Raw genomic sequence first — 20,063 nt, forward strand, 5'->3', positions numbered from 1 at the left:
GTTCTACTGACGGAGCCGCAACTCACAAGCCGTTATCTGCGTTTATCCGCGTTTATCTGCGGATTCTTTCTGCCTTTCTCTTGCCTTTCTCTTGCCTTTCGTATCTCGCGCTAGCGGACGAACTTCTTGTCTTTCGAGATGATCGTCAGGTCGACGAACGTCGAGGCGTTGTGGCGATCGGGGGCGAAGGCGATCTTGAAGCCGCCCGCATCCCACGGGCTCATCGACTCCATCGCCTTGGTGAAGCTATCGCGATCGAGCTTCTTGCCGGCGCGGCGAATGCCTTCGACTGTGACCTTGGCGGCGATATAGCCCTCGAGCGTGCCGTAGCCCGGCTCACCCGCCTTGGCTTCCGCCAGCAACGCCTGGTATTCCTTCACGACCGGGATCGAGGCGTCCCAGGGGAACGGGACGACCTGCGAGATCTGGACGCCGCGGCCTTCCTTGTCGAGCTCGGCGGCGAGCGCCTTGCTGCCCACGAAGGAGACGTTCCAGAACGTGGGGTTGGAGCCCGCCGCCTTCATGCCCTTGATGAAGGCCGCGCACGACTTGTACGCCGAGATCATGATCACGGCCTGCGGGTTGCCTTTGCGGATCTCGGCAATGGACTTCGCCACGTCGACGGTGTTGCGTTCCACCGTGCCGCGCGCCGTGAGCTCCATGTTGCGTTTCTTCATCGCGCGCTCGACGCCCGCGAGGCCGGCCTGACCGTAGCCGTCGTTCTGGTAGAAGATCGCGATGTTGTTCACGCTCATCGCGGTCAGGTGCTGAACGATGGCTTCCGTCTCGTCGAAGTAGCTCGCGCGGACGTTGAAGATGTTGCGGTTGAACGGCGCGCGCAGCGACTCGGCACCCGTGAACGCGCCGATGAAGGGCACCTTGGCCTCGGTGAACAGCGGCAGCACCGCGTTGCTCGTGGGCGTGCCCACGTAGCCGAAGAGCGCGAAGACCTTCTCCTCATTGATGAATTTCTTGGTGTTCTCGACCGCGCGCGGCGGCTCGTAGCCGTCGTCGAGGGTCTTGAGGACGATCTTCCGGCCGTTGATACCGCCCCGGCTGTTCACGAAGTTGAAGTAGAGGTTCGCACCGGTCTGCATGTCCTTGCCGAGCTCAGCGGCAGGCCCGGTCAGGGCGACCGATTGGCCAAGGACGATCGTGGATTCGGTGACGCCCTGGGCGGCGGCGAGCGTGGCGACCAGGAAACTAAGGGTTGCGAGGGCGATTCGGGACATGGCTCGGTCTCCTTCTGGGAAGACATCTTTGTGTACGCGGGAACATATCTGGCTTTCCTGTTCCGGTATGTGATGCAGTTAACCAATTTTTGCTTGAAAGTACAAGGGCTTACTACAAAAGCAACAAAAATGAAATGCAGGCGCAGGCGAGTAGGCGGAGGATGGATGCAAAGCAAAAACAAACCGCGCCTACCTAAACACTTCCCTCGGAGGGGAAATATGAAAGCCATTTCCACGCAGGCACGCGTGGCCGTCTTCGCTTTCGCTATAACGGCCGCATCCACGTCTTTCGTTGTCCACGCCCAGGAGAAGATCCTCATCGGCCAATCGGCCCCGCTTTCGGGTCCCGTTGCCGACGTCGGCCGCGACATCCGCGACGGCGCGCTCGCCTACTTCGCCAAGGTGAACGCAGCCGGCGGCATCAATGGCCGCAAGATCGAGATGATCACGCTCGACGACGTGAGCGACCGCAAGCGCGCGGGCGCGAACGCGAAGATGCTCATCGAAGAGAAGAAGGTCTCGCTCCTCTATGGCTTTGCCTCCGCGACGTTGAGCCTCGACGCGATTCCCATCGCCGAAGCCAACGGGATGGCGATCTTTGCCCCGTTCTCGGGTTCGCTCGCGATTCGCGACAAGAAGTCGGTCTACACGGTCCGCGCATCCTATGGCGACGAAATCTCGCGCATCGTGGCGCACTGGTCCGTGTTCGGCGCGACGAAGATGGCCGTCATCCACTACGACGACGAAGTGGGCAAGGTGAACTACACCACCGTCGCGGACCTGCTCAAGGCCCACGGCCAGACGCCGCACCGGGTCTCGGTGAAGCGCGGCGCCAAGGTGGACCCGAAGGTGTTCGAGGACCTGTTTGCCTACGGTCCGCAGGTGATCATCGCCACGACGCAATTTCCTCCGGTGCTCGAGCTCATCGACGCGATGGCGAAATCGAGCAAGTCATTCCCGATTTCGGCGCTGTCGTTCGTGAATCCCGATGAGCTCGCGGGCTCGAAGGCCGCGAAGGGCACCAACGTCACCCAGGTGGTCCCGAACCCGCGCACGACGTCGGTGCCTATCGTGAAGGAATGCGGCGAAGTGATGGCGGCCGCGAAGGTCGAGCTCAACTACACGACGCTCGAGAGCTGCATCGCCGCCAAGGTGCTCGTCGAAGGCCTGCGCAAGGCGCGCGGCACGTCACCCAAGGAAGTCGTCGCCGGCCTGCAGAAGATCGGCAAGTACGACACCGGCGGGTTCGTGGTGAACATCTCGGATACGTCGCAGCACGGCAGCAACTGGACGGATCTGTCGATCCTGTCGCGCGGCGGCACGTACCGCAACTGAAGACGCAAGGGGCGGGCGTTCAGCCCGCGAAGAAGGCCCGCACCTTGTCCATGAACGACTTCGCGCGAGGGCTGTGGCGATCGCCGTCCTTGCGGTTGATCTCCTCGAACTCGCGCAGGATTTCCTTCTGGCGGTCGGTGAGCTTCACCGGCGTCTCGACCACGATCTCGCACAGGAGATCGCCCGGGTAGCTCGAGCGCACGCCCTTGATCCCCTTGCCGCGCAGCCGGAAGACCTGGCCGGTCTGCGTCTCCGCGGGAATCTTGATCTTCGCGTGGCCGTCGAGCGTCGGGATCTCCACTTCGCCGCCGAGCGCGGACATGCCGAAGCTCACCGGCATCTCGCAATGCAGGTCGTCGCCGTCGCGCTGGAAGACCCCGTGCTCCTGGAGGTGGATCACGACGTAGAGGTCGCCCGACGGTCCGCCGTTCACGCCCGCTTCACCTTCGCCGGCGAGGCGGATGCGATCGCCCTCGTCGATGCCCGCGGGAATCTTCACCTGCAGGGTCTTGTGCTTCTTCAGGCGTCCCGCGCCGCGGCAGGCGGTGCAGGGGTCCGTGATCATGCGGCCGGTGCCGTGGCACGTGGGGCAGGTCTGCTGGATCGAGAAGAAACCCTGCGAGACGCGCACCGAGCCCTGGCCGTTGCACGACGTGCACGTCTTGGGCTGCGTGCCGGGCTTCGCACCCGAGCCGTGGCAGGTTTCGCATTCCTCCATCGCCGGAATGCGGATCTTGGTCTCGGTGCCGCGCGCGGCTTGTTCGAGCGAGATCTCGAGGTTGTAGCGGAGATCCGCGCCGCGATAGACGTTGGAACGCGGACCGCCCGCGCGGCCGCCGAAGATGTCGCCAAAGATGTCGCCGAATGCTTCGGCGAAGCCGCCGAAGCCCGCCTCACCCGGCCCCGGACCGCCGCCCATCTGCTGGCTCACGCCGGCGTGCCCGTAGGCGTCGTAGGCACGGCGCTTCTCGGCTTCCGAGAGGATCTCGTAGGCTTCCTTCGCTTCCTTGAACTTCTCTTCCGAATCCTTGCTGTCGGGATTGCGGTCGGGGTGGAACTTCATCGCGAGCTTGCGATAGGCCTTCTTGATGTCCTCGTCGGAGGCATCCTTGTTCACGCCGAGCACTTCGTAGTAATCGCGCTTCTGAGCCATCAATTTCCCCGTTCCCTAAAACCGAAAAAGGGCCGGACCTTACGGCCCGACCCCGTCATGCGTTTGCAGCCAAGCCTCAAGCCGATTTCTTGTCCTTCACTTCCGTGAACTCGGCGTCGACCACGTTCTTGCCGTCGTCGGCTTTCGCCTCGGCGGAGGCGGCCTGCGCTTCCGGGCCGGGCGCGGCGCCGGCTTCGGCTTGCGCCTTGGCCTGCGTCTCGGCGTAGACCTTCTCGCCCAGCTTCTGCGAGGCGGTCAGCAGCGCCTGGGTCTTGGCCTCGATCGCGTCCTTGTCTTCGCCCTTGATCACTTCCTCGAGTTCCTTGGCGGCGGCCTCGATCTTTTCCTTCTCGCCGGCTTCGAGCTTGTCGCCGTATTCCGTGAGCGACTTCTTGATCGAATGGAGTGCGGTGTCGGCCTGGTTGCGCGCGGTCACCAGCTCGAGGGCCTTCTTGTCCTCGTCGGCGTGCGCCTCGGCGTCCTTCACCATGTTCTGGATCTCTTCCTCGGTGAGGCCCGAGCTCGCCTTGATGGTGATCCGGTTCTCCTTGCCCGTGCCCTTGTCCTTGGCGTGCACGTGCATGATGCCGTTCGCATCGATGTCGAACTGCACCTCGATCTGCGGCATGCCGGCCGGGGCGGGCGGAATCCCTTCCAGGTTGAACTGGCCAAGGCTCTTGTTGCCGCGGGCCATGTCGCGCTCGCCCTGGAGCACGTGGATGGTCACCGCCGACTGGCCGTCTTCGGCCGTCGAGTAGACCTGGCTCGCCTTGGTCGGGATCGTCGTGTTCTTCTGGATGAGCTTGTGCATCACGCCGCCCTTGGTCTCGATACCGAGCGACAACGGCGTCACGTCGAGCAGCAGGACGTCCTTCACGTCGCCCTGGAGCACGCCGCCCTGGATCGCGGCGCCGACGGCGACCGCTTCATCCGGGTTCACGTCCTTGCGCGGCTCCTTGCCGAAGAAGGCCTTCACCTTCTCCTGCACCTTGGGCATGCGCGTCATGCCGCCCACGAGGATCACGTCGCCGATGTCGGCGAGGTTCACGCCCGAATCCTTGAGCGCGATCTCGCACGGCTTGATGGTCTTCTCGATGAGGTCATCGACGAGCGACTCGAGCTTCGCGCGCGTGAGCTTCATCTCGAGGTGGGCCGGGACGCCGTTGGCCATCGCGATGTAGGGCTCGCGCACTTCCGTCTGCTGCGAAGAGGAGAGCTCGATCTTCGCGCGCTCGGCGGCACTCTTGATGCGCTGGAGCGCGATCGGGTCCTTCGACAGATCGAGGCCGTTCTGCTTTTTGAACTCGTCGACGATGTAGTCGATGATGCGCTGGTCGAAGTCCTCGCCGCCCAGGAACGTGTCGCCGTTCGTGGAGAGCACTTCGAACTGGTGTTCGCCGTCGACGTTGGCGATCTCGATGATCGAGATGTCGAACGTGCCGCCGCCCAGGTCATAGACCGCGATCTTGCGATCGCCTTCCTTCTTGTCCATGCCGAACGCCAACGCCGCCGCCGTGGGCTCGTTGATGATGCGCTTCACCTCGAGGCCGGCGATGCGGCCCGCGTCCTTGGTGGCCTGGCGCTGGGAGTCGTTGAAGTAAGCCGGCACGGTGATGACAGCTTCCGTGACGGGCTCGCCGAGATAATCCTCGGCGGTCTTCTTCATCTTGCGCAGCACTTCGGCCGAAACCTGCTGGGCCGCGAGCTTGTTGCCGCGCACTTCCACCCAGGCGTCGCCGTTGTCGGCCTTCACGATCTTGTAGGGCATGAGGCCGATGTCCTTCTGGACCTCGGCTTCCTCGAACTTGCGGCCGATGAGGCGCTTCACCGCGTAGAGGGTGTTCTTCGCGTTGGTGACGGCCTGGCGCTTGGCGGGGGCACCGACGAGGATCTCGTCGTTCTCCGCATAGGCCACGATCGAGGGCGTGGTTCGCGCGCCTTCGGAGTTCTCGATGACCTTGGGCTTGCCGCCTTCCATGATGGACACGCACGAGTTCGTGGTGCCCAGGTCGATGCCGATGATCTTTGCCATTTTCGTAGTCCTTCTTCGAATGCTGTTGGTCTAGTACTTAAATCGGGTTTTTCGGCGCGATTTCAACCGGGCGCGGCCGCTACCGTGACGAGGGCGGGGCGCAGTACGCGGTCGTGCAGCAGCCAGCCTTTCTGCAGCAGCGCGACCACGGTGTTGGGTTCCTGCTCGCTCGGCACCGCGCTGATGGCCTGGTGGCGGTGCGGATCGAATTTCTCGCCGACGGCCGGGGCCACGGGCTTGAGGCCGAAGCGTTCGAACACGGCATCGAGCTGGCGTGCGGTGAGCTCAACACCCTGGCGAACCGCCTCGAGCGACGAGCTTTCCACAGTGAGCGCGGCTTCGAGTCCGTCCTTCACGCCGAGCAGGGCGGAAGCCATGCCCTCGACGCCGAATTTGTGCGCCTTGGAGACGTCTTCCTGGCCGCGGCGGCGGACGTTCTCGGTTTCCGCCTTCGCGCGCAGCCATTCCTCGCGCAGGCGAGCGGCTTCGGCGAGTGCCTCGGCCAGCGGATCGGGTTGTGCGTTCGGCGCGGTTGCGCCGGCATCCGGAATGCCGACGCCTTCAGGCGTCTCCCCGGTACTGGTCTGAGCAGGCTCCCCCAAGGGAAATCTCCATTAAAAACATATCGTTGCGGAGAAGTTGGGGGTGCCGTAGGGGTATTTCAACCCTCCGGTAGGACTATTTCTTCGGAGGGCTGAAGAGCAGCCAGCTGGTGACCAGCGTGATCACGCTGTAGAGGACCGAGCCGATCAGCGCGGCCATGAAGCCGGTGACCTCGAAGCCCTTCACGACCTCGGCCACGAACCAGAACAGCAAGGCGTTGATCACGAAGATGAAAAGCCCGAGCGTGAGGATGGTCACGGGCAGCGTGAGGATCACCAGGATGGGCCGGATGACCGCGTTCACCAGCCCCAGGACCAGCGCGGCCATGAGTGCCGCGAAGAAGGTCGTGACCGCCACGCCGGGGTAAAGGTAGGCCACCAGCAGCAGGGCGGCAGCGTTGACGATCCAGCGCAGCAACAGGCTCAGCATCGGTTTCTCCTCAACGGTCGTACAACAAGGGCAGGCTATCGAGCGCGATCGCGGTCAGCGCTGTCATCCAGGCGGGGGTGTCATTCGTGGTGGGAATGTAATGGAACTCCTTCCCGCCCGCGGCCCGGAACGTCTTGCGTCCTTCGATGGCGATTTCCTCGAGCGTCTCCAGGCAGTCGGAAGCGAAGCCCGGGCAGGCCACGTCCACGCGGCCCGCCTTCTCCCACCCCAGCCTCGAGAGGACTTCATCAGTCGCCGGGCCGATCCACTCGGCCTTGCCGAAGCGCGACTGGAACGTGACGATCGTGCGCGCATCGTTCCACCCGAGCTCGGTGGCGATGAGGCGGGCACTCGTGTGGCATTGCGTCTTGTACGGGTCGCCCGCGTCGATCATCGCCTTGGGCAAGCCGTGGAAGCTCAACACGAGGCGGTCGGGGCGGCCGTGCTTCATCCAGTAGTCGTTGATGTTCTTCGCCACCGCCTTCACGTAGCCGGCGTTGTCGTGGAAGTCCTGCACGACATGGACGCGTCCGAACGGATGGTACTTCTGCGCTTTCGCGAGCGCGTCCTCGACACTCGCGGTCGTGCTCGCCGAGTACTGCGGATAGAGCGGCAGCACCAGCAGGCGCTTGCAGTTGCGCTCCTTGAGTTCGGCCATGCCCGCGGCGATCGAGGGCTTCCCGTAGCGCATGGCGGCCACCACCGGGATTGCGACCTTGAGCCGCTCGCCCATGTAGCCCTTGAGCATCTGGGCCTGGCGCTCGAGGTACACGCGCAGGGGCGAGCCGTCGGGCGTCCAGACCTGCTTGTACTTCTCGGCGGAGGTGCCGCCGCGGAAGGGCAGCACGAGGAAATTGAGGATCGGCCACCAGAGGACCGGCGGGATCTGCACGACGCGCGGATCCATCAGGAATTCGCGCAGGTACCGGCGCACGGCGCGCGGCGTGGGCTCATCGGGCGTGCCGAGGTTGACGAGCAGGACCCCCGTGCGTTCGATACCCACTCAGTGCTGGGACAACGCGGAAGAAACGAGCTTGGCGGTGACGTCGACGATCGGGATCACGCGCTCGTAGGCCATGCGGGTGGGGCCGATCACGCCGACGGTGCCCATCACCACGCCGTCCACTTCGTAGGGTGCGGTGACGATCGAGCATTCGTCGAGGGGTACCAGCTGCGACTCACCGCCGATGAAGATCTTCACGCCCTCGGCGCGCTCGCTTTGCTCGAGCAGGCCCAGGAGCTGGGTCTTCCTCTCGAAGAGGTCGAACATCTTGCGCAGGCGCTGCATGTCCGAGGAGATTTCCAGGAGGTTGCGCTCGCCGGAGATCACGACGTCCTCGTGCTTCTCCTTGAGCGCTTCGCTGCCGGTGGCAAGGGCCGCCTGCGTGAGGGCAGAGATGTCCCCGTGCAGTTGCGTGAGCTCGTTGCGCACCTTGTGGCGCAGCTGGTCGAACTCCAGCCCGGCGTAGTTCTGGTTGATGAAGTTCGCCGCTTCCACGAGCTGCGAGGGCGAATAGACGACGTCGGTCAGGAGCACGCGGTTCTGCACCTCGCCGTCGCTCGCGACCATGATCAGCAGCACGCGCTTTTCCGAAAGCCGGAAGAACTCCACGTGGCGCAGCACGGCGCCGCGCCGGCGGGGGGCCACCACGACGCCGGCAAAATGCGTGAGGTCGGACAGGAGCTGCGAGGCGGCCGAGACCACGCGATGCGGGTCGTCGGGCAGCAGGTGCTTCTGGAGCTGCTCCTGTTCGAGCTGTTCCATCGGGCGCACGGTGAGCAGGGTATCGACGAAGAAGCGGTAGCCCTTGGGCGTGGGAATGCGGCCGGCGGAGGTGTGCGGGCTCGCGACGAAGCCCATCTCCTCGAGGTCGGCCATGACGTTGCGGATGGTGGCGGGCGACAGCTCGAGCGAAGAGACCTTCGAGAGGGCACGCGAGCCGACGGGTTGTCCGTCGGCGATGTAGCGCTCGACCAGGATCTTGAGGAGGCTCTGGGCGCGGTCGTTGAGCATGGGCCCCATTCTATTTCATTAAAACGCCTCACTCCCCATCGTGATTTAATTGAGGCCATGCCTTCGCCATTCAAGACCGCGGCCATCATTGGCAAAAGCGACGCGGCGAACCTCCCCCAGACCCTCGAGCAGCTGACCGGGGCACTTCGCCGCCGCGGAGTCGCGATCCACATGGATGCCGCGACCGCGACCGCCGCCCGTTCCAAGCCCGATGCCACGCATGCGCTCGACAAGCTCGGCGAAGGCGCGGACATCTGCATCGTCGTGGGCGGGGATGGAACGCTGCTTTCTTGCGCGCGCCGCATGGCGGAACGCAAGGTGCCCCTGGTCGGCGTGAACCTCGGACGCCTGGGCTTCCTCACCGACATCCCGGCCGACAACGTGGCCCCGGCGATCGAAGAGGTCCTCGACGGCGAGTACACCTCGGAGAGCCGCACGCTGCTCGATGCCTGGGTGTCGCGCGGCGGCAAGCGCACGTTCGCGACCACGGCGATGAACGACGTCGTGGTGAGCCGCGGCGCCGTGGCCAACATGATCGAGCTCTCGGTCGCGATCGACGGCGAGTTCATCTACAACCTGCGTGCCGATGGCCTGATCGTCGCCACGCCGACCGGCTCGACCGCCTATGCGCTTTCCGCGGGCGGCCCGATCCTGCACCCGGCCCTTTCCGCGATCTCGCTCGTGCCGATCTCGCCGCACACGCTTTCGAACCGGCCGGTCGCGATCCAGAGCAGCGCGAAGATCGAGATCACGCTGCTGCGTGGGCGCGACGCGCGCGCGAACTTTGACGTGCAGGCCCACAGCGTGCTGGAAGTCGACGACGTCGTGACGATCACCGCCTCGCCCCATTCCGCGGTGATCCTGCATCCGAAGGCTTACCGGTACTTCTCGATGCTGCGCAACAAGCTGCACTGGAACGAAGAAAACAACTGAGCGCTGCACGCCGATGCTTCGTGCCCTGGCCATCCGCGACTACGTGATCGTCGACCGCCTCGACCTCGAGCTGGGCGCGGGCTTCACCGCGCTCACCGGCGAGACGGGTGCGGGCAAATCCATCCTCGTCGATGCGCTCGCACTCGCCCTGGGCGGCCGCGCGGATGCGGGCGTGGTTCGCACGGGCTGCGAGCGCTCCGACATCAGTGCCGAATTCGAGGCCACGGGCCCGGCCCTCGAATGGCTGCGCGCCGCGGAGCTGGAGGAGGGCGATGGCGCGTGTGTCGTACGGCGCACCATCGACGTGTCCGGCCGGTCGCGCGCGTTCGTGAACGGTCGTCCGGCGACGGTTGCGCAGTTGCGCGAGCTCGGCGAGCGGCTTCTCGACATTCATGGCCAGCACGAGCACCAGCTGCTGCTCAAGCGCGATGCGCAGCGCGCGTTGCTCGATGTCTATGCGAAAGGCACGGCGCTCGCGCGCGAAGTGAGCGGGTTGCATGCGCAGTGGCGCAAGCTCGCCAACCAGCGCACGGCGCGCGAGAACGCGCAGGCGAGCAGTGCGCGGGAACGCGAATTGCTCGCGCACGAGATCCGCGATCTCGAAGCGCTGGGTTTCGAGCCGGCGCAGTGGGCCGAAGAGCAAGCCGAACACGGACGGCTCGCGCACGCGCAGGAGCTGATCGAAACCGTCACCACGTGCGCCGAAGCGCTCGATGAATCCGAGGAGTCGGCAACCAGCCGGCTCGGGCGTGCAAGCACGCTGCTCGCGGAAGCCGCGGCGTTCGATGCGGGTCTCGAAGAAGCGCGTCGCGATGTGGAAGCGGCGAACGTCCATGCCGCAGAGGCCGCGCAACAGTTGCGCCGCTATCTGCAGAAACTCGAAGTCGATCCGGGTCGCCTCGCGGAAGTCGATCGCAGGCTCGCCGCCGTGCACGATTGCGCGCGCCGCTTCCGGGTCGATCCTTCCGGCATTCCCGGAGCCCTCGCGGAGCGCCGCGCGCGCCTCGCGGAGCTCGGTGGCGAGGAAAGCCTCGAACAACTGAAGGCGCAGGAAGCCGCCGCGCAAGCGCAGTTCCGCACGTCGGCCGCGAAGCTTTCGAAGCTGCGGCGCGACGGCGCGAAGAAACTGGGCGGTGAAGTCACCAAGACCATGCAGCGCCTGGGCATGGAAGGCGGGCGCCTGTCGGTCGCGATCGAAGCGCTGGAGGAACCCACTTCGGGCGGGCTGGAGAGTATCGAGCTGCAGGTGTCGGCGCATGCGGGCCAGCCGCTCGCACCGCTCGCGAAGGTTGCTTCGGGCGGCGAGCTCTCGCGCCTGGCACTGGCGATCCAGGTCCTGCTCTCCGGCCAGGCCGCGGTACCCACGCTCGTGTTCGACGAGGTCGATTCGGGCATCGGCGGGGGTGTCGCCGAAATCGTCGGCAAATTGCTCCAGTCCCTGGGCATGCACCACCAGGTCCTTTGCGTGACGCACCTCGCGCAGGTCGCGTCTCACGCGCGTGCGCAGTTGCGCGTCTCGAAGCATCCGGGCGCGCGCGGCACCGTCGCCGCTGTCGAGCCGCTCGATCCCGAGGAGCGCGTCACCGAGATCGCCCGCATGCTCGGCGGCCTCAAGATCACCGAAGCTACGCGGCGCCACGCGGTCGAGATGTTGCAAAACGCCCGCGCTGCGGGTACATCGTCGCGGGTATGAGCACGATGCCTCCCAAGGCAGGACTGGTCCTTTCGGGCGGCGGCGCGCGCGCGGCCTACCAGGTCGGTGTGCTGCAGGCCATCAAGGAGATGCTGCCCGACTCCAAGGTGAATCCATTCCCGATCATCAGCGGCACGTCCGCCGGTGCGGTGAACGCGGGCTCGCTCGCGGTCTACGCGGACGATTTCGGCAAGGCGGTCGACAACCTCCTCGAGGTCTGGCGCCACTTCGAACCGCGCCACGTCTATCGCTCGGATTTCGCCGGCGTCGCGGTCAACAGCGGCAAGTGGTTCGCCGGGATGATCTTCGGCGCGTGGATGAAGAACAAGCCGATCTCGCTGCTGGATAACCGGCCGCTGCAGGCGCTGCTCAGCCGCAAGCTCGATTTCACCCGCATCGAGAAGAACATCGCCGCCGGCGCGCTCGACGCGCTCGCCATCAGCTGCTCGGGCTACACCTCGGGGCAGAGCTGCAGCTTCTTCGAGGGCCGTCCCGACCTCGACGACTGGAAGCGCTCCCAGCGCGTGGGCATCAAGACGAAGATCGGCGTCGAGCACCTCATGGCCTCGAGCGCCATCCCGTTTCTCTTTCCCGCGCACAAGCTCAATCGCGAGTTCTTCGGCGACGGCTCGATGCGCCAGGTCGCCCCCGTGAGCCCCGCGCTGCACCTGGGGGCGGATCGCGTCGTGGTCGTGGGTACCGCCAAGCTGAAGAGCGAAGCGCCGGACCGCACGCGCGGCGACAACTACCCCACGCTCGCGCAGGTGGCGGGCCACGTGATGAACTCGATCTTCCTGGACAGCCTCGCGGTGGACCTTGAGCGCCTGGAACGGATCAACCGCACGATCAGCGCCGTGCCGCGCGAGACGCTGGTCAAGATGGGCCTCACGCTGCACCACGTCGACGTGCTGGTGATCACGCCGTCCGAACCGCTCGATGCGATCGCGGTGAAGCACGTGCGCAACCTGCCGTGGCCGATCCGCTTCCTGCTGCGGTCGATCGGAGCCATGCGGCGTGGCGGCGCCAACCTCGCGAGCTACCTGCTGTTCGAGCAGGGCTACTGCCGCGAGCTGATCCAGCTCGGCTACAACGACACGATGAAGCGCCGCGACGAAGTCGAGGCGTTCATGGCAGGCGGGTTGTCGCCCATCCCGGGCGTCTACGAGCGCACGGTGCGCTTCCCGGTTGTCGGCGCGGAATCGCGCGCGGTGGCCGCCGCAGCCGCAGCCGCCGCGGTACCCACGGCGGGCGGCGGCGAGCCCTGATGCCGCGTCCCTCGCCGCACCCGCGCAGCGCGTACGCGGTCCTTCGCGAGATCACGACGCGCTGGGCCGACAACGACGCGTACGGACACGTGAACAACGCCACGTATTACTCGTACTTCGACACGGTCGTGAACACCTGGCTCATCGAGCAGGGATTGCTCGACATCGAGAAGAGCCCCGTGATCGGCCTGGTCGTCGAGACCGGCTGCCAGTATTTCGCGCCGCTGAGCTATCCCGAACTCGTGACCGGCGGGCTGCGAGTGGCGCAGGTCGGGCGCTCGAGCGTGCGCTACGAGATCGCGCTCTTCGGCAAAGGAGATTCCGCCGCGGCGCAGGGCCACTTCGTGCACGTGTATGTCGATCGCGTGACGCGCAAGCCCGTGTCGCTGCCCGAAGCCATGCGTACTGCGCTCGCGCCGCTGGTCAGGACGGAGGAGGCCGCATCATGAGAATCGCATCGCTGGCCATCGCCGCAACGCTCGCGCTGTGCGCTTGTGCCATCGCGCAGACGCCGCCTGCCGGAATCAAGCGCACGCCGCTGCAGCGCTTCGACATCGAGGGCGGCAAGGAAGTGATCGTGGGGCTCGCGGAGATTGCGCCCGGTGCTTCGGCCGGCCGCCACACGCACTTCGGCCCCGAGACGGGCTACGTGATCGAGGGCACTTCACTGCTCGAGATCGACGGCGAGCCACCGCGCACGCTCAAGGCGGGCGATAGCTACTACATCCCTGCGGGAAAGATCCACGATGCGAAGGCCGTCGGCGACAAGCCGGCGAAGGTGATCGCGACGTACATCGTCGAAAAAGGAAAGCCGCTCGCGACGCCGGTGCAATAGACATTGTCTTCCTGAGGAGCGAAGCGACGAAGGACCTGCTTGAGGGGTTTGACAGTTAAACCATTCAAGCAGGTCCTTCGCGCCTGCGGCCCTCAGGATGACAGTTCCTGTCAGGCCAACAATATCCGGCTCCTGAACTTCGCCGCGATCCACTCTCCCAGCGCTTCGACTTCCTCCGCGCACACCGAGTGCGGCATCGGATACGTCGTCCACTGCACCGGATAACCCGCGGCTTCGAGCGTCTTGCGCGACGCGTCGGCCAGCGCAACGGGAATCACGGGATCCTGCGTGCCGTGCACCATGAAGATCGGCGTGCGCCGATTGGCGGCGGAGGCTTCCTTCGCGAGCGCATCGGGAATCGCGAGATAGGTCGAGAGCGCGGCAATGCCCGCGAGCCCCTCGGCGTGGCGCAGGCCCGTCTGCAGCGCGATCGCGCCGCCCTGCGAAAAGCCCGCGAGGATGATCTTGTCCGCAGGCACGCCGCGCTTCTTCTCGCGTTCGATCAGCACCTCGACGGCCTTCTGCGATTCGCGAATGCCGGCTTCATCGGGCTTCCTCGCGAAGTCGAGCGACTGGCCGTCGGGAACGATGTCGTACCACGCGCGCATCACCTGGTTGTTGTTGATCGTGACCGCCCGCGGCGGCGCGTGCGGGAAAATGAATCGCAGTGCGAGGTCTTCGGGCAGCGGCAGCTCGCGGACGATGGGCACGAAGTCCCAGCCGTCGGCGCCCAGGCCGTGCATCCAGATGATGGTGCCCTTGGGATCGGGGCCGGTGACGAGCTCGATGTGTTGAAGCATTTCCATTTCAGGTCTTCGGGGGTCGGATTGCGGATTTGGGGCGGAAAGCCTTCACGACTTCCTCGCGGGTTTCGAGGTAGGGGCCGCCGATGAGGTCGATGCAGTAGGGCACGGCCGCGAAGATTCCCGCGACCTGCGTCTTGCCCTCGGGCGTCTTCAGGCCCTCGAGCGTCTCGCGGATCGACTTGGGCTGCCCGGGCAAATTCAGGATCAGCGATTTCTTGCGGATCACGGCCACCTGGCGGGAAAGGATTGCCGTCGGCACGAACTCCAGGCTGATGCGGCGCATCTGCTCGCCAAAGCCGGGCATCTCGCGATCGGCCACGGCCAGCGTCGCCTCCGGCGTCACGTCGCGCGGTGCCGGGCCTGTACCGCCCGTCGTGATGACGAGGTCGCACCAGACTTCGTCGACCAGCTGCACGAGGATGGTTTCGATCATCACGCGCTCGTCGGGAATCACGCGGCGTTCGAAAGTGATGGGGTTCAACAGCGCGCCCGTGAGCCAGGCTTCGAGCGCGGGCACGCCTTCGTCCTTGTAGACGCCTTGCGACGCGCGGTCGCTCGTCGAGACGAGGCCGATCCTCACCGCATCGTGGCTCACTTGTCCCTCCGCAACTGTTCCTGCAGCAGCGTGTTGATCGCGTGGAAGAGCTCGCGGTAGAACTTGGGCGCCCGGTCGGCGTCGCGCTCGGCATTGGCCGCGTCGGCCAGCGCCTGCAGGCGGCGCGTGTTGGCCTCGGGGAATTCCTTGAGGAACCGCGCCATCGCGGTGGGGTCCTTCATGAGGTCCGTGCGCCACTTTTCGGCGCGGTGGAAGAGGGCGGTGTCGCGCTTCGAGGGCGCGTGGATCGCTGCGATCTGCTCGGCGATGGGGGCCACGTCGAGATCGCGCATGATCCGGCCGATGTACTGGAGCTGGCGGCGGATGGCCTCGTGCTTGTTGAATTGGCGCGCAGCCACGACCGCCTCCCGCAGGTTCTCGGGCAGGGTCATGCGCGAAAGCTCCTCGTTCGAGAGCTTCGTCAAGGCTTTGCCGACATTCTGAATGTCGAGCATTTGCCGCTTGCGCTGGGTCTTGCTGATAAAATCATCGTCTTGCATCGCCCCGCAATTATGCCCGACACCAACCTCGCATCCGCTGCGCTCCCGCTCTCCCGAGACGCGATGGCGCAGACCGCCCGCCGTTCCCTCGAAATCGCCAAGGCCTGTGGCGCCTCCGATGCCGAAGCCGAGATCTCCGCGGCTGTCGGACAGAGCGTCACCGTCCGCCGCGGCGAAGTCGAGACGGTGGAATACAACCGCGACAAGGGCCTGGGGATCACCGTTTTCTTCGGCACGCGCCGCGGCAACGCGAGCACCTCGGACCTGTCGGACGACGCCATACGCCGCACGGTCGAGGCCGCCTGTGCCATCGCGCGCCACACGGCCGCGGACGAATTCGCGGGCCTGCCCGACGTCGATCGCCTCTGGAAGGGCGAAGCGCCGGATCTCGGTCTCTTCCATCCGTGGGGTCTTTCGGTCGAAGCGTCGATCGAGATCGCGCGCGAAACGGAAGCCGCCGCGCTCGCGGTCGACAAGCGGATCACCAATACCGAGGGAGCGACGGTCAGCGCGCACGACGCGGACTTCATCCTCGCCAACTCGCGCGGCTTCTTCGGCGGCTATCCGACCTCGCGCGCGAGCATCGGGGTGAGCGTCATCGCCGAGGACAAGGCCGGGATGCAGCGCGACTACTGGTACACCTCGCATCGCGACTTCAAGCAACTCGAGCGCGGCCCGGATGTCGGCCGCGTTTCGGGCCAGCGCGCGGTGAGCCGCCTGGGCTCGCGGCGCCTGCCCACGGGCGATGTGCCGGTGCTCTTCGACGCCAACATTTCCGGCAGCCTCCTGGGCTCCTTCGTCGGCGCGGCCTCGGGCTCGAGCCTCTACCGGCGTTCGTCATTCCTGCTCGACAAGCTCGACACCGCGATCTTCGCGCCACACGTGCAGATCCTCGAGGATCCGCACCAGCACGGCGAAATGGCCAGTGCCTATTTCGATGGCGAGGGTGTTTCCACGGTGAAGCGCAATGTCGTGGAAGACGGCGTGCTCAAGGGCTGGTTCCTGTCGACCTACTCGTCGCGCAAGCTGGGGCTGCCCACGACCGGCAACGCCGGCGGCAACCACAATCTCGTGCTTGCTCCCGGCGAGCACGATCAGGCGGGCCTGCTGAAGCTCATGGGGCGGGGCCTCCTCGTCACCGAGTTGCTCGGCCAGGGCGTGAACCCCGTCACGGGCGACTACTCGCGCGGCGCGGCCGGCTTCTGGGTCGAGGGCGGCGAGATCAAGTACCCGGTCGAGGAAGTCACCATCGCGGGGAACCTGCTCGACATGTATCGCGGCATCGTTGCCTGCGGGCGCGATGTCCTGGTGCGAGGCTCCAAGCAGTGCGGATCCATCCTCGTCGATCGCATGACGATCGCGGGCGAATAAAAGACCAACAGGAGGGGACATGCAACGCAGGAAATTCCTGAACGCCACCGGCGCAGGCATGGCCGGCATTCTCGCCGCGAGCAGCGCGCCGGCAATCGCCCAATCGCAACCCGAGATCAAGTGGCGCCTCGCCTCGAGCTTCCCGAAGACGCTCGATACGATCTTCGCTTCCGCCGATGTCGTCGGCAAGCGCGTGGCCGCCGCGACCAACGGCAAGTTCCAGATCCAGACGTTCTCCAGCGGCGAGATCGTTCCGGGCAACCAGGTCCTCGACGCGGTGCAGAACGGCACCGTGCAATGCGGTCACACGGCGAGCTACTACTACGTGGGCAAGGATCCGACCTTCGCCTTCGGTACCGCCGTGCCCTTCGGCCTCAACTGCCGCCAGTTCAACGCGTGGTGGTATGCGGGCGGCGGCGACGCGCTGATGAACGAGTTCTACGCCGACTACAACGTGCGCGGAATTCTCTGCGGCAACACGGGCGCGCAGATGGGCGGCTGGTATCGCAAGGAGATCAAGAGCCTCGCGGATCTCAAGGGCCTGAAGATGCGCATCCCCGGTTTCGGCGGGATGGTCCTCGCGAAGCTGGGCGTGGTCCCGCAGCAGATCGCCGGCGGCGAGATCTACTCCGCGCTCGAAAAGGGATCGATCGATGCCGTCGAATGGGTCGGCCCCTACGACGACGAGAAGCTCGGCTTCAACAAGATCGTCAAGAACTACTACTACCCGGGTTGGTGGGAAGGCGGGCCGGCGCTGCACCTCTTCGTGAACAACAAGGCGTGGTCCGAGCTGCCCAAGGACTACCAGGCGGTGCTCGAAGCGGCGTGCCACGAGGGCAACACGATGATGATGGCGCGCTACGACGCGGGTAATCCGCAGGCGTTGAAGCGCCTCGTCGCCGCGGGCGTGAGACCCAAGGCCTTCCCGAAGGACGTCATGGACGCCTGCTACAAGGCGACCCTCGAGATCTTCGCGGAGAACTGCGCGAAGAACCCGAAGTTCAAGAAGGTCCACGACCACGTGATGCCGTTCCGCAACGACCTCATCACGTGGATGCGCTTCACCGAGAACACCTTCGACGACTTCATGGCCGGCGCCAAGAAGTAGAGGGGTCAGACCCCTCTATTTCTGGAAGGCCTTCATCGGGTCTTCGGTCGGTTCCTTCGACTCCGCGGGCATCTCGATCTGCACCTTGTCGAGATCGACGGCCTGCGGCTTGTCGAGGAACATCGTGACCTGCTTCGGGAACGCGATCACCAGCGCGACCAGCACGAGCTGCAGCCCGACCCACGGCAGCGCCCCCCAGTAGATGTCCGAGCTCTTCACTTCCTTGGGCGCGACGCCGCGCAGGTAGAAGAGCGCGAAGCCGAAGGGCGGGTGCATGAACGAGGTCTGCAGGTTCACGCACAGCATCACGCCAAACCACACCAGCGCGGCTTCCTCGCCCACGATCGGCGTGAGCAGCACCTTCGCGATCGGTGCGAGCAGCGGCACGATGATGAACGCGATCTCGAAGAAGTCGAGGAAGAAAGCGATGAAGAACACGAAGAGGTTCACGACGATCAGGAACCCCCACACGCCGCCGGGCAATCCGGTGAGCATACTTTCGAGCCACGGCCCGCCATTCACGCCCTGGAAGACGACGGAAAAACACGTCGAGCCGATCAGGATGAAGATCACCATCGCCGTGAGCCGCATCGTCGCGGCGAAGGCCTTGTGGATGAGGTCGCGCAGGTCCGCGATGGCGGCCGCACGCACCAGCGCCCACACGATCGCAGCGTAGACCACCGCGACGGCCACCTGGAACGCGAGCGACTTGAACGCGAAGATGCCGATGATCGCCGCGATTCCCGCGGCGATAACACCCACGAGCAGGAAGCGGCGGCTTCCGGTTCCCAGCTGCGGGTGGCGCGCGGTCGCGAGCACGATGGCGCCCACCGTTCCCATCGCGCCGCCCTCGGTCGGCGTCGCGAGGCCCATGAGCAGCGTGCCCAGCACGACGAAGATCAGCACGGCCGCGGGCACGATGCCCCAGAGGCATTTCTTCACGAGCGGCCAGCCGCTCAACGTGCGATGTTCCTTCGGCACGCCCGGCACCCACTCGGGTCTCACGACGCTGACCGCGAACGTGAACCCGATGAAGAGCAGCACCTGGAGGATCGAAGGCCCCCACGCGCCGAGGTACATGTCGCCGACGGACTTGCCCAACTGGTCGGCGAGGACGATCAACACGAGCGAGGGCGGCACCAACTGCGTGATTGTCCCCGAGGCCGCGAGCACGCCCGTGGCGTACTTCATGTTGTACTTGTATCGCATCATCACCGGCAGCGAGATGAGCGCCATCGCGATCACCTGCGCGGCTACCGTCCCGGTGATCGCGCCCAGGATGAATCCCACCAGGATCACCGAGTAGCCGAGTCCTCCGCGCATCGGGCCGAAGAGCTGGCCCATCGAGTCGAGCATGTCCTCGGCGAGGCCGCACTTCTCGAGCACCGCGCCCATGAACGTGAAGAACGGGATCGCGAGCAGCAGGTCGTTCATGAGCACGCTGCCGTGGATGCGCCCCGGGATGGCCTGCAGGAACTCCGCCGGGAAGATGCCCATCTCCACCGCGACGAATCCGAAAACGAGCCCGAGGGTCGCGAGCGAGAACGCCACCGGGTAACCGATGAGCATGACCAGCACCATGCACGCGAACATCAGCGGCGGCAGCCACTCTGCGGACATCACTGGAGGGGCCGCTCGTAGTGCGCGGTGTAGGAGGCGTCGCCATGCAGCGACGCCGCGCGCTTGATGATCTCCGACACGCCCTGGAGCGCGACCAGCGTGAAGCCCAGCGGAAGCAGGATCTTTGCCGGGTACTGCGCGAGGCCGCCCGCGTTGGCCGAGCCTTCCGCGATCGACCAGGACTGCATGAAGAAGGGCCACGAGTACCAGGCGATCACCAGCATCGACGGAACCAAGAACACCGCGGTGCCGATGAGGTCCAACCAGAGCTTGCCTCGCGCGGAAAGCATTGTGTAGAGGATATCCACGCGCACGTGCTCGTTGCGGCGCAGCGTGTGGGAGGCGCCGAGCATCACCAGTGCGGCAAAGAGGTACTTGGCCGCGTCGAGCCAGCCGTTGGAGGCGAGGTCGAACGCGTAACGCGTCATCGCGTGTCCCGCGCTGATGAGACAGGCGGCGAGCACCAGCCAGTTGGCCGCGGAGCCGGCCCGGTCGTTCACGAAGTCGATCGCGCGAGCGGTCGATAGCAGGAAGCGCAC

General features: G+C 65.5%; 20 protein-coding genes. 8 read left to right on the plus strand and 12 right to left on the minus strand.

Annotation, left to right across the window (positions count from 1 at the left end; genetic code table 11):
• Positions 1-110: 110 nt before the first annotated feature.
• The gene (locus tag DSM104440_RS07645) at positions 111-1,232 is read right to left on the minus strand and encodes an ABC transporter substrate-binding protein (protein ID WP_171161425.1); all 1,122 of its coding nucleotides are present in this window, start codon (positions 1,230-1,232) and stop codon (positions 111-113) included.
• 219 nt (positions 1,233-1,451) lie between these two features.
• On the opposite strand from DSM104440_RS07645, the gene DSM104440_RS07650 reads away from it, so the two are divergent.
• Positions 1,452-2,567 carry an ABC transporter substrate-binding protein gene (locus DSM104440_RS07650; RefSeq protein WP_171161426.1) on the plus strand — a complete coding sequence of 372 codons (1,116 nt, stop codon included), beginning with the start codon at positions 1,452-1,454 and terminating at the stop codon, positions 2,565-2,567.
• Positions 2,568-2,586: 19 nt separating this feature from the next.
• Here the strand turns inward: DSM104440_RS07650 and dnaJ are convergent, their stop codons facing one another.
• The 6 genes from dnaJ to hrcA all read right to left on the minus strand — a co-directional run bounded on the left by dnaJ (position 2,587) and on the right by hrcA (position 8,798).
• The gene (gene dnaJ / locus DSM104440_RS07655) at positions 2,587-3,720 is read right to left on the minus strand and encodes a molecular chaperone DnaJ (RefSeq protein ID WP_171161427.1); all 1,134 of its coding nucleotides are present in this window, start codon (positions 3,718-3,720) and stop codon (positions 2,587-2,589) included.
• A 76-nt stretch (positions 3,721-3,796) separates the two neighbouring features.
• Complete coding sequence (gene dnaK, locus DSM104440_RS07660) at positions 3,797-5,752, minus strand: molecular chaperone DnaK (protein ID WP_171161428.1); 1,956 nt, start codon at positions 5,750-5,752, stop codon at positions 3,797-3,799.
• A 62-nt stretch (positions 5,753-5,814) separates the two neighbouring features.
• Positions 5,815-6,354, minus strand: coding sequence for a nucleotide exchange factor GrpE (grpE, locus tag DSM104440_RS07665; RefSeq protein WP_171161429.1), 540 nt, complete (start codon positions 6,352-6,354; stop codon positions 5,815-5,817).
• A gap of 76 nt (positions 6,355-6,430) precedes the next feature.
• Entirely contained in the window at positions 6,431-6,781 is a 351-nt protein-coding gene (locus DSM104440_RS07670; protein ID WP_171165786.1) for a phage holin family protein, read from the minus strand.
• A 13-nt stretch (positions 6,782-6,794) separates the two neighbouring features.
• On the minus strand, positions 6,795-7,787 hold the full coding sequence (hemH, locus tag DSM104440_RS07675; protein ID WP_171161430.1) for a ferrochelatase: 993 nt from the start codon (positions 7,785-7,787) through the stop codon (positions 6,795-6,797).
• On the minus strand, positions 7,788-8,798 hold the full coding sequence (gene hrcA / locus DSM104440_RS07680; RefSeq protein ID WP_171161431.1) for a heat-inducible transcriptional repressor HrcA: 1,011 nt from the start codon (positions 8,796-8,798) through the stop codon (positions 7,788-7,790).
• A gap of 57 nt (positions 8,799-8,855) precedes the next feature.
• On the opposite strand from hrcA, the gene DSM104440_RS07685 reads away from it, so the two are divergent.
• From DSM104440_RS07685 to DSM104440_RS07705, 5 genes are read left to right on the plus strand one after another with little or no spacing between them, the layout of a single operon-like run.
• On the plus strand, positions 8,856-9,731 hold the full coding sequence (locus DSM104440_RS07685; protein WP_171161432.1) for an NAD kinase: 876 nt from the start codon (positions 8,856-8,858) through the stop codon (positions 9,729-9,731).
• Between the two features lie 13 nt (positions 9,732-9,744).
• A complete protein-coding gene (gene recN, locus DSM104440_RS07690) occupies positions 9,745-11,424 on the plus strand; it encodes a DNA repair protein RecN (protein WP_171161433.1) in 1,680 nt (559 codons plus the stop codon).
• Positions 11,421-12,689: a patatin-like phospholipase family protein gene (locus DSM104440_RS07695; RefSeq protein WP_171161434.1), complete on the plus strand. Its 1,269-nt coding sequence runs from the start codon at positions 11,421-11,423 to the stop codon at positions 12,687-12,689. The genes recN and DSM104440_RS07695 overlap by 4 nt, the downstream gene beginning before the upstream one ends.
• Positions 12,689-13,138 (plus strand): acyl-CoA thioesterase, encoded by a 450-nt coding sequence (locus tag DSM104440_RS07700; protein WP_171161435.1) that lies wholly within the window; start codon positions 12,689-12,691, stop codon positions 13,136-13,138. Before DSM104440_RS07695 ends, DSM104440_RS07700 begins: the two co-directional genes overlap by 1 nt.
• Positions 13,135-13,524, plus strand: a complete 390-nt coding sequence (locus tag DSM104440_RS07705) for a cupin domain-containing protein (protein ID WP_171161436.1) — start codon at positions 13,135-13,137, stop codon at positions 13,522-13,524. The genes DSM104440_RS07700 and DSM104440_RS07705 overlap by 4 nt, the downstream gene beginning before the upstream one ends.
• A 110-nt stretch (positions 13,525-13,634) precedes the next feature.
• Here the strand turns inward: DSM104440_RS07705 and DSM104440_RS07710 are convergent, their stop codons facing one another.
• The 3 genes from DSM104440_RS07710 to yjgA are packed head-to-tail and all read right to left on the minus strand — an operon-like array spanning position 13,635 to position 15,350.
• Positions 13,635-14,330 carry an alpha/beta hydrolase gene (locus DSM104440_RS07710; RefSeq protein WP_171161437.1) on the minus strand — a complete coding sequence of 232 codons (696 nt, stop codon included), beginning with the start codon at positions 14,328-14,330 and terminating at the stop codon, positions 13,635-13,637.
• Between the two features lies 1 nt (position 14,331).
• On the minus strand, positions 14,332-14,925 hold the full coding sequence (gene mog, locus DSM104440_RS07715) for a molybdopterin adenylyltransferase (protein ID WP_171161438.1): 594 nt from the start codon (positions 14,923-14,925) through the stop codon (positions 14,332-14,334).
• On the minus strand, positions 14,922-15,350 hold the full coding sequence (gene yjgA, locus DSM104440_RS07720; RefSeq protein WP_246212116.1) for a ribosome biogenesis factor YjgA: 429 nt from the start codon (positions 15,348-15,350) through the stop codon (positions 14,922-14,924). Before yjgA ends, mog begins: the two co-directional genes overlap by 4 nt.
• A gap of 87 nt (positions 15,351-15,437) precedes the next feature.
• Here yjgA and pmbA point away from each other — a divergent pair, with 87 nt between their 5' ends.
• Positions 15,438-16,796 (plus strand): metalloprotease PmbA, encoded by a 1,359-nt coding sequence (gene pmbA, locus DSM104440_RS07725; RefSeq protein WP_171161440.1) that lies wholly within the window; start codon positions 15,438-15,440, stop codon positions 16,794-16,796.
• 19 nt (positions 16,797-16,815) lie between these two features.
• Positions 16,816-17,904 (plus strand): TRAP transporter substrate-binding protein, encoded by a 1,089-nt coding sequence (locus tag DSM104440_RS07730; RefSeq protein ID WP_171161441.1) that lies wholly within the window; start codon positions 16,816-16,818, stop codon positions 17,902-17,904.
• A gap of 15 nt (positions 17,905-17,919) precedes the next feature.
• Here DSM104440_RS07730 and DSM104440_RS19405 read toward each other — a convergent pair whose 3' ends face one another.
• Together DSM104440_RS19405 and DSM104440_RS07740 are read right to left on the minus strand one after the other, a co-directional pair.
• On the minus strand, positions 17,920-19,524 hold the full coding sequence (locus DSM104440_RS19405; protein ID WP_246212117.1) for a TRAP transporter large permease: 1,605 nt from the start codon (positions 19,522-19,524) through the stop codon (positions 17,920-17,922).
• A complete protein-coding gene (locus DSM104440_RS07740; RefSeq protein ID WP_171161443.1) occupies positions 19,524-20,063 on the minus strand; it encodes a TRAP transporter small permease subunit in 540 nt (179 codons plus the stop codon). The genes DSM104440_RS19405 and DSM104440_RS07740 overlap by 1 nt, the downstream gene beginning before the upstream one ends.

It is taken from the genome of Usitatibacter palustris (genome assembly GCF_013003985.1).
Lineage (GTDB): Bacteria > Pseudomonadota > Gammaproteobacteria > Burkholderiales > Usitatibacteraceae > Usitatibacter > Usitatibacter palustris.

Bases quoted from the DNA above. Each gene is read 5' to 3' on its own strand.
- hrcA (WP_171161431.1), bottom strand. From the start codon at position 8,798: ATGCTCAACGACCGCGCCCAGAGCCTCCTCAAGATCCTGGTCGAGCGC.
- dnaK (WP_171161428.1), bottom strand. From the start codon at position 5,752: ATGGCAAAGATCATCGGCATCGACCTGGGCACCACGAACTCGTGCGTG.
- DSM104440_RS07685 (WP_171161432.1), top strand. From the start codon at position 8,856: ATGCCTTCGCCATTCAAGACCGCGGCCATCATTGGCAAAAGCGACGCG.
- pmbA (WP_171161440.1), top strand. From the start codon at position 15,438: ATGCCCGACACCAACCTCGCATCCGCTGCGCTCCCGCTCTCCCGAGAC.
- DSM104440_RS07700 (WP_171161435.1), top strand. From the start codon at position 12,689: ATGCCGCGTCCCTCGCCGCACCCGCGCAGCGCGTACGCGGTCCTTCGC.
- DSM104440_RS07705 (WP_171161436.1), top strand. From the start codon at position 13,135: ATGAGAATCGCATCGCTGGCCATCGCCGCAACGCTCGCGCTGTGCGCT.
- DSM104440_RS07695 (WP_171161434.1), top strand. From the start codon at position 11,421: ATGAGCACGATGCCTCCCAAGGCAGGACTGGTCCTTTCGGGCGGCGGC.
- DSM104440_RS19405 (WP_246212117.1), bottom strand. From the start codon at position 19,524: ATGTCCGCAGAGTGGCTGCCGCCGCTGATGTTCGCGTGCATGGTGCTG.
- recN (WP_171161433.1), top strand. From the start codon at position 9,745: ATGCTTCGTGCCCTGGCCATCCGCGACTACGTGATCGTCGACCGCCTC.
- DSM104440_RS07645 (WP_171161425.1), bottom strand. From the start codon at position 1,232: ATGTCCCGAATCGCCCTCGCAACCCTTAGTTTCCTGGTCGCCACGCTC.
- DSM104440_RS07730 (WP_171161441.1), top strand. From the start codon at position 16,816: ATGCAACGCAGGAAATTCCTGAACGCCACCGGCGCAGGCATGGCCGGC.
- DSM104440_RS07710 (WP_171161437.1), bottom strand. From the start codon at position 14,330: ATGGAAATGCTTCAACACATCGAGCTCGTCACCGGCCCCGATCCCAAG.
- DSM104440_RS07650 (WP_171161426.1), top strand. From the start codon at position 1,452: ATGAAAGCCATTTCCACGCAGGCACGCGTGGCCGTCTTCGCTTTCGCT.
- dnaJ (WP_171161427.1), bottom strand. From the start codon at position 3,720: ATGGCTCAGAAGCGCGATTACTACGAAGTGCTCGGCGTGAACAAGGAT.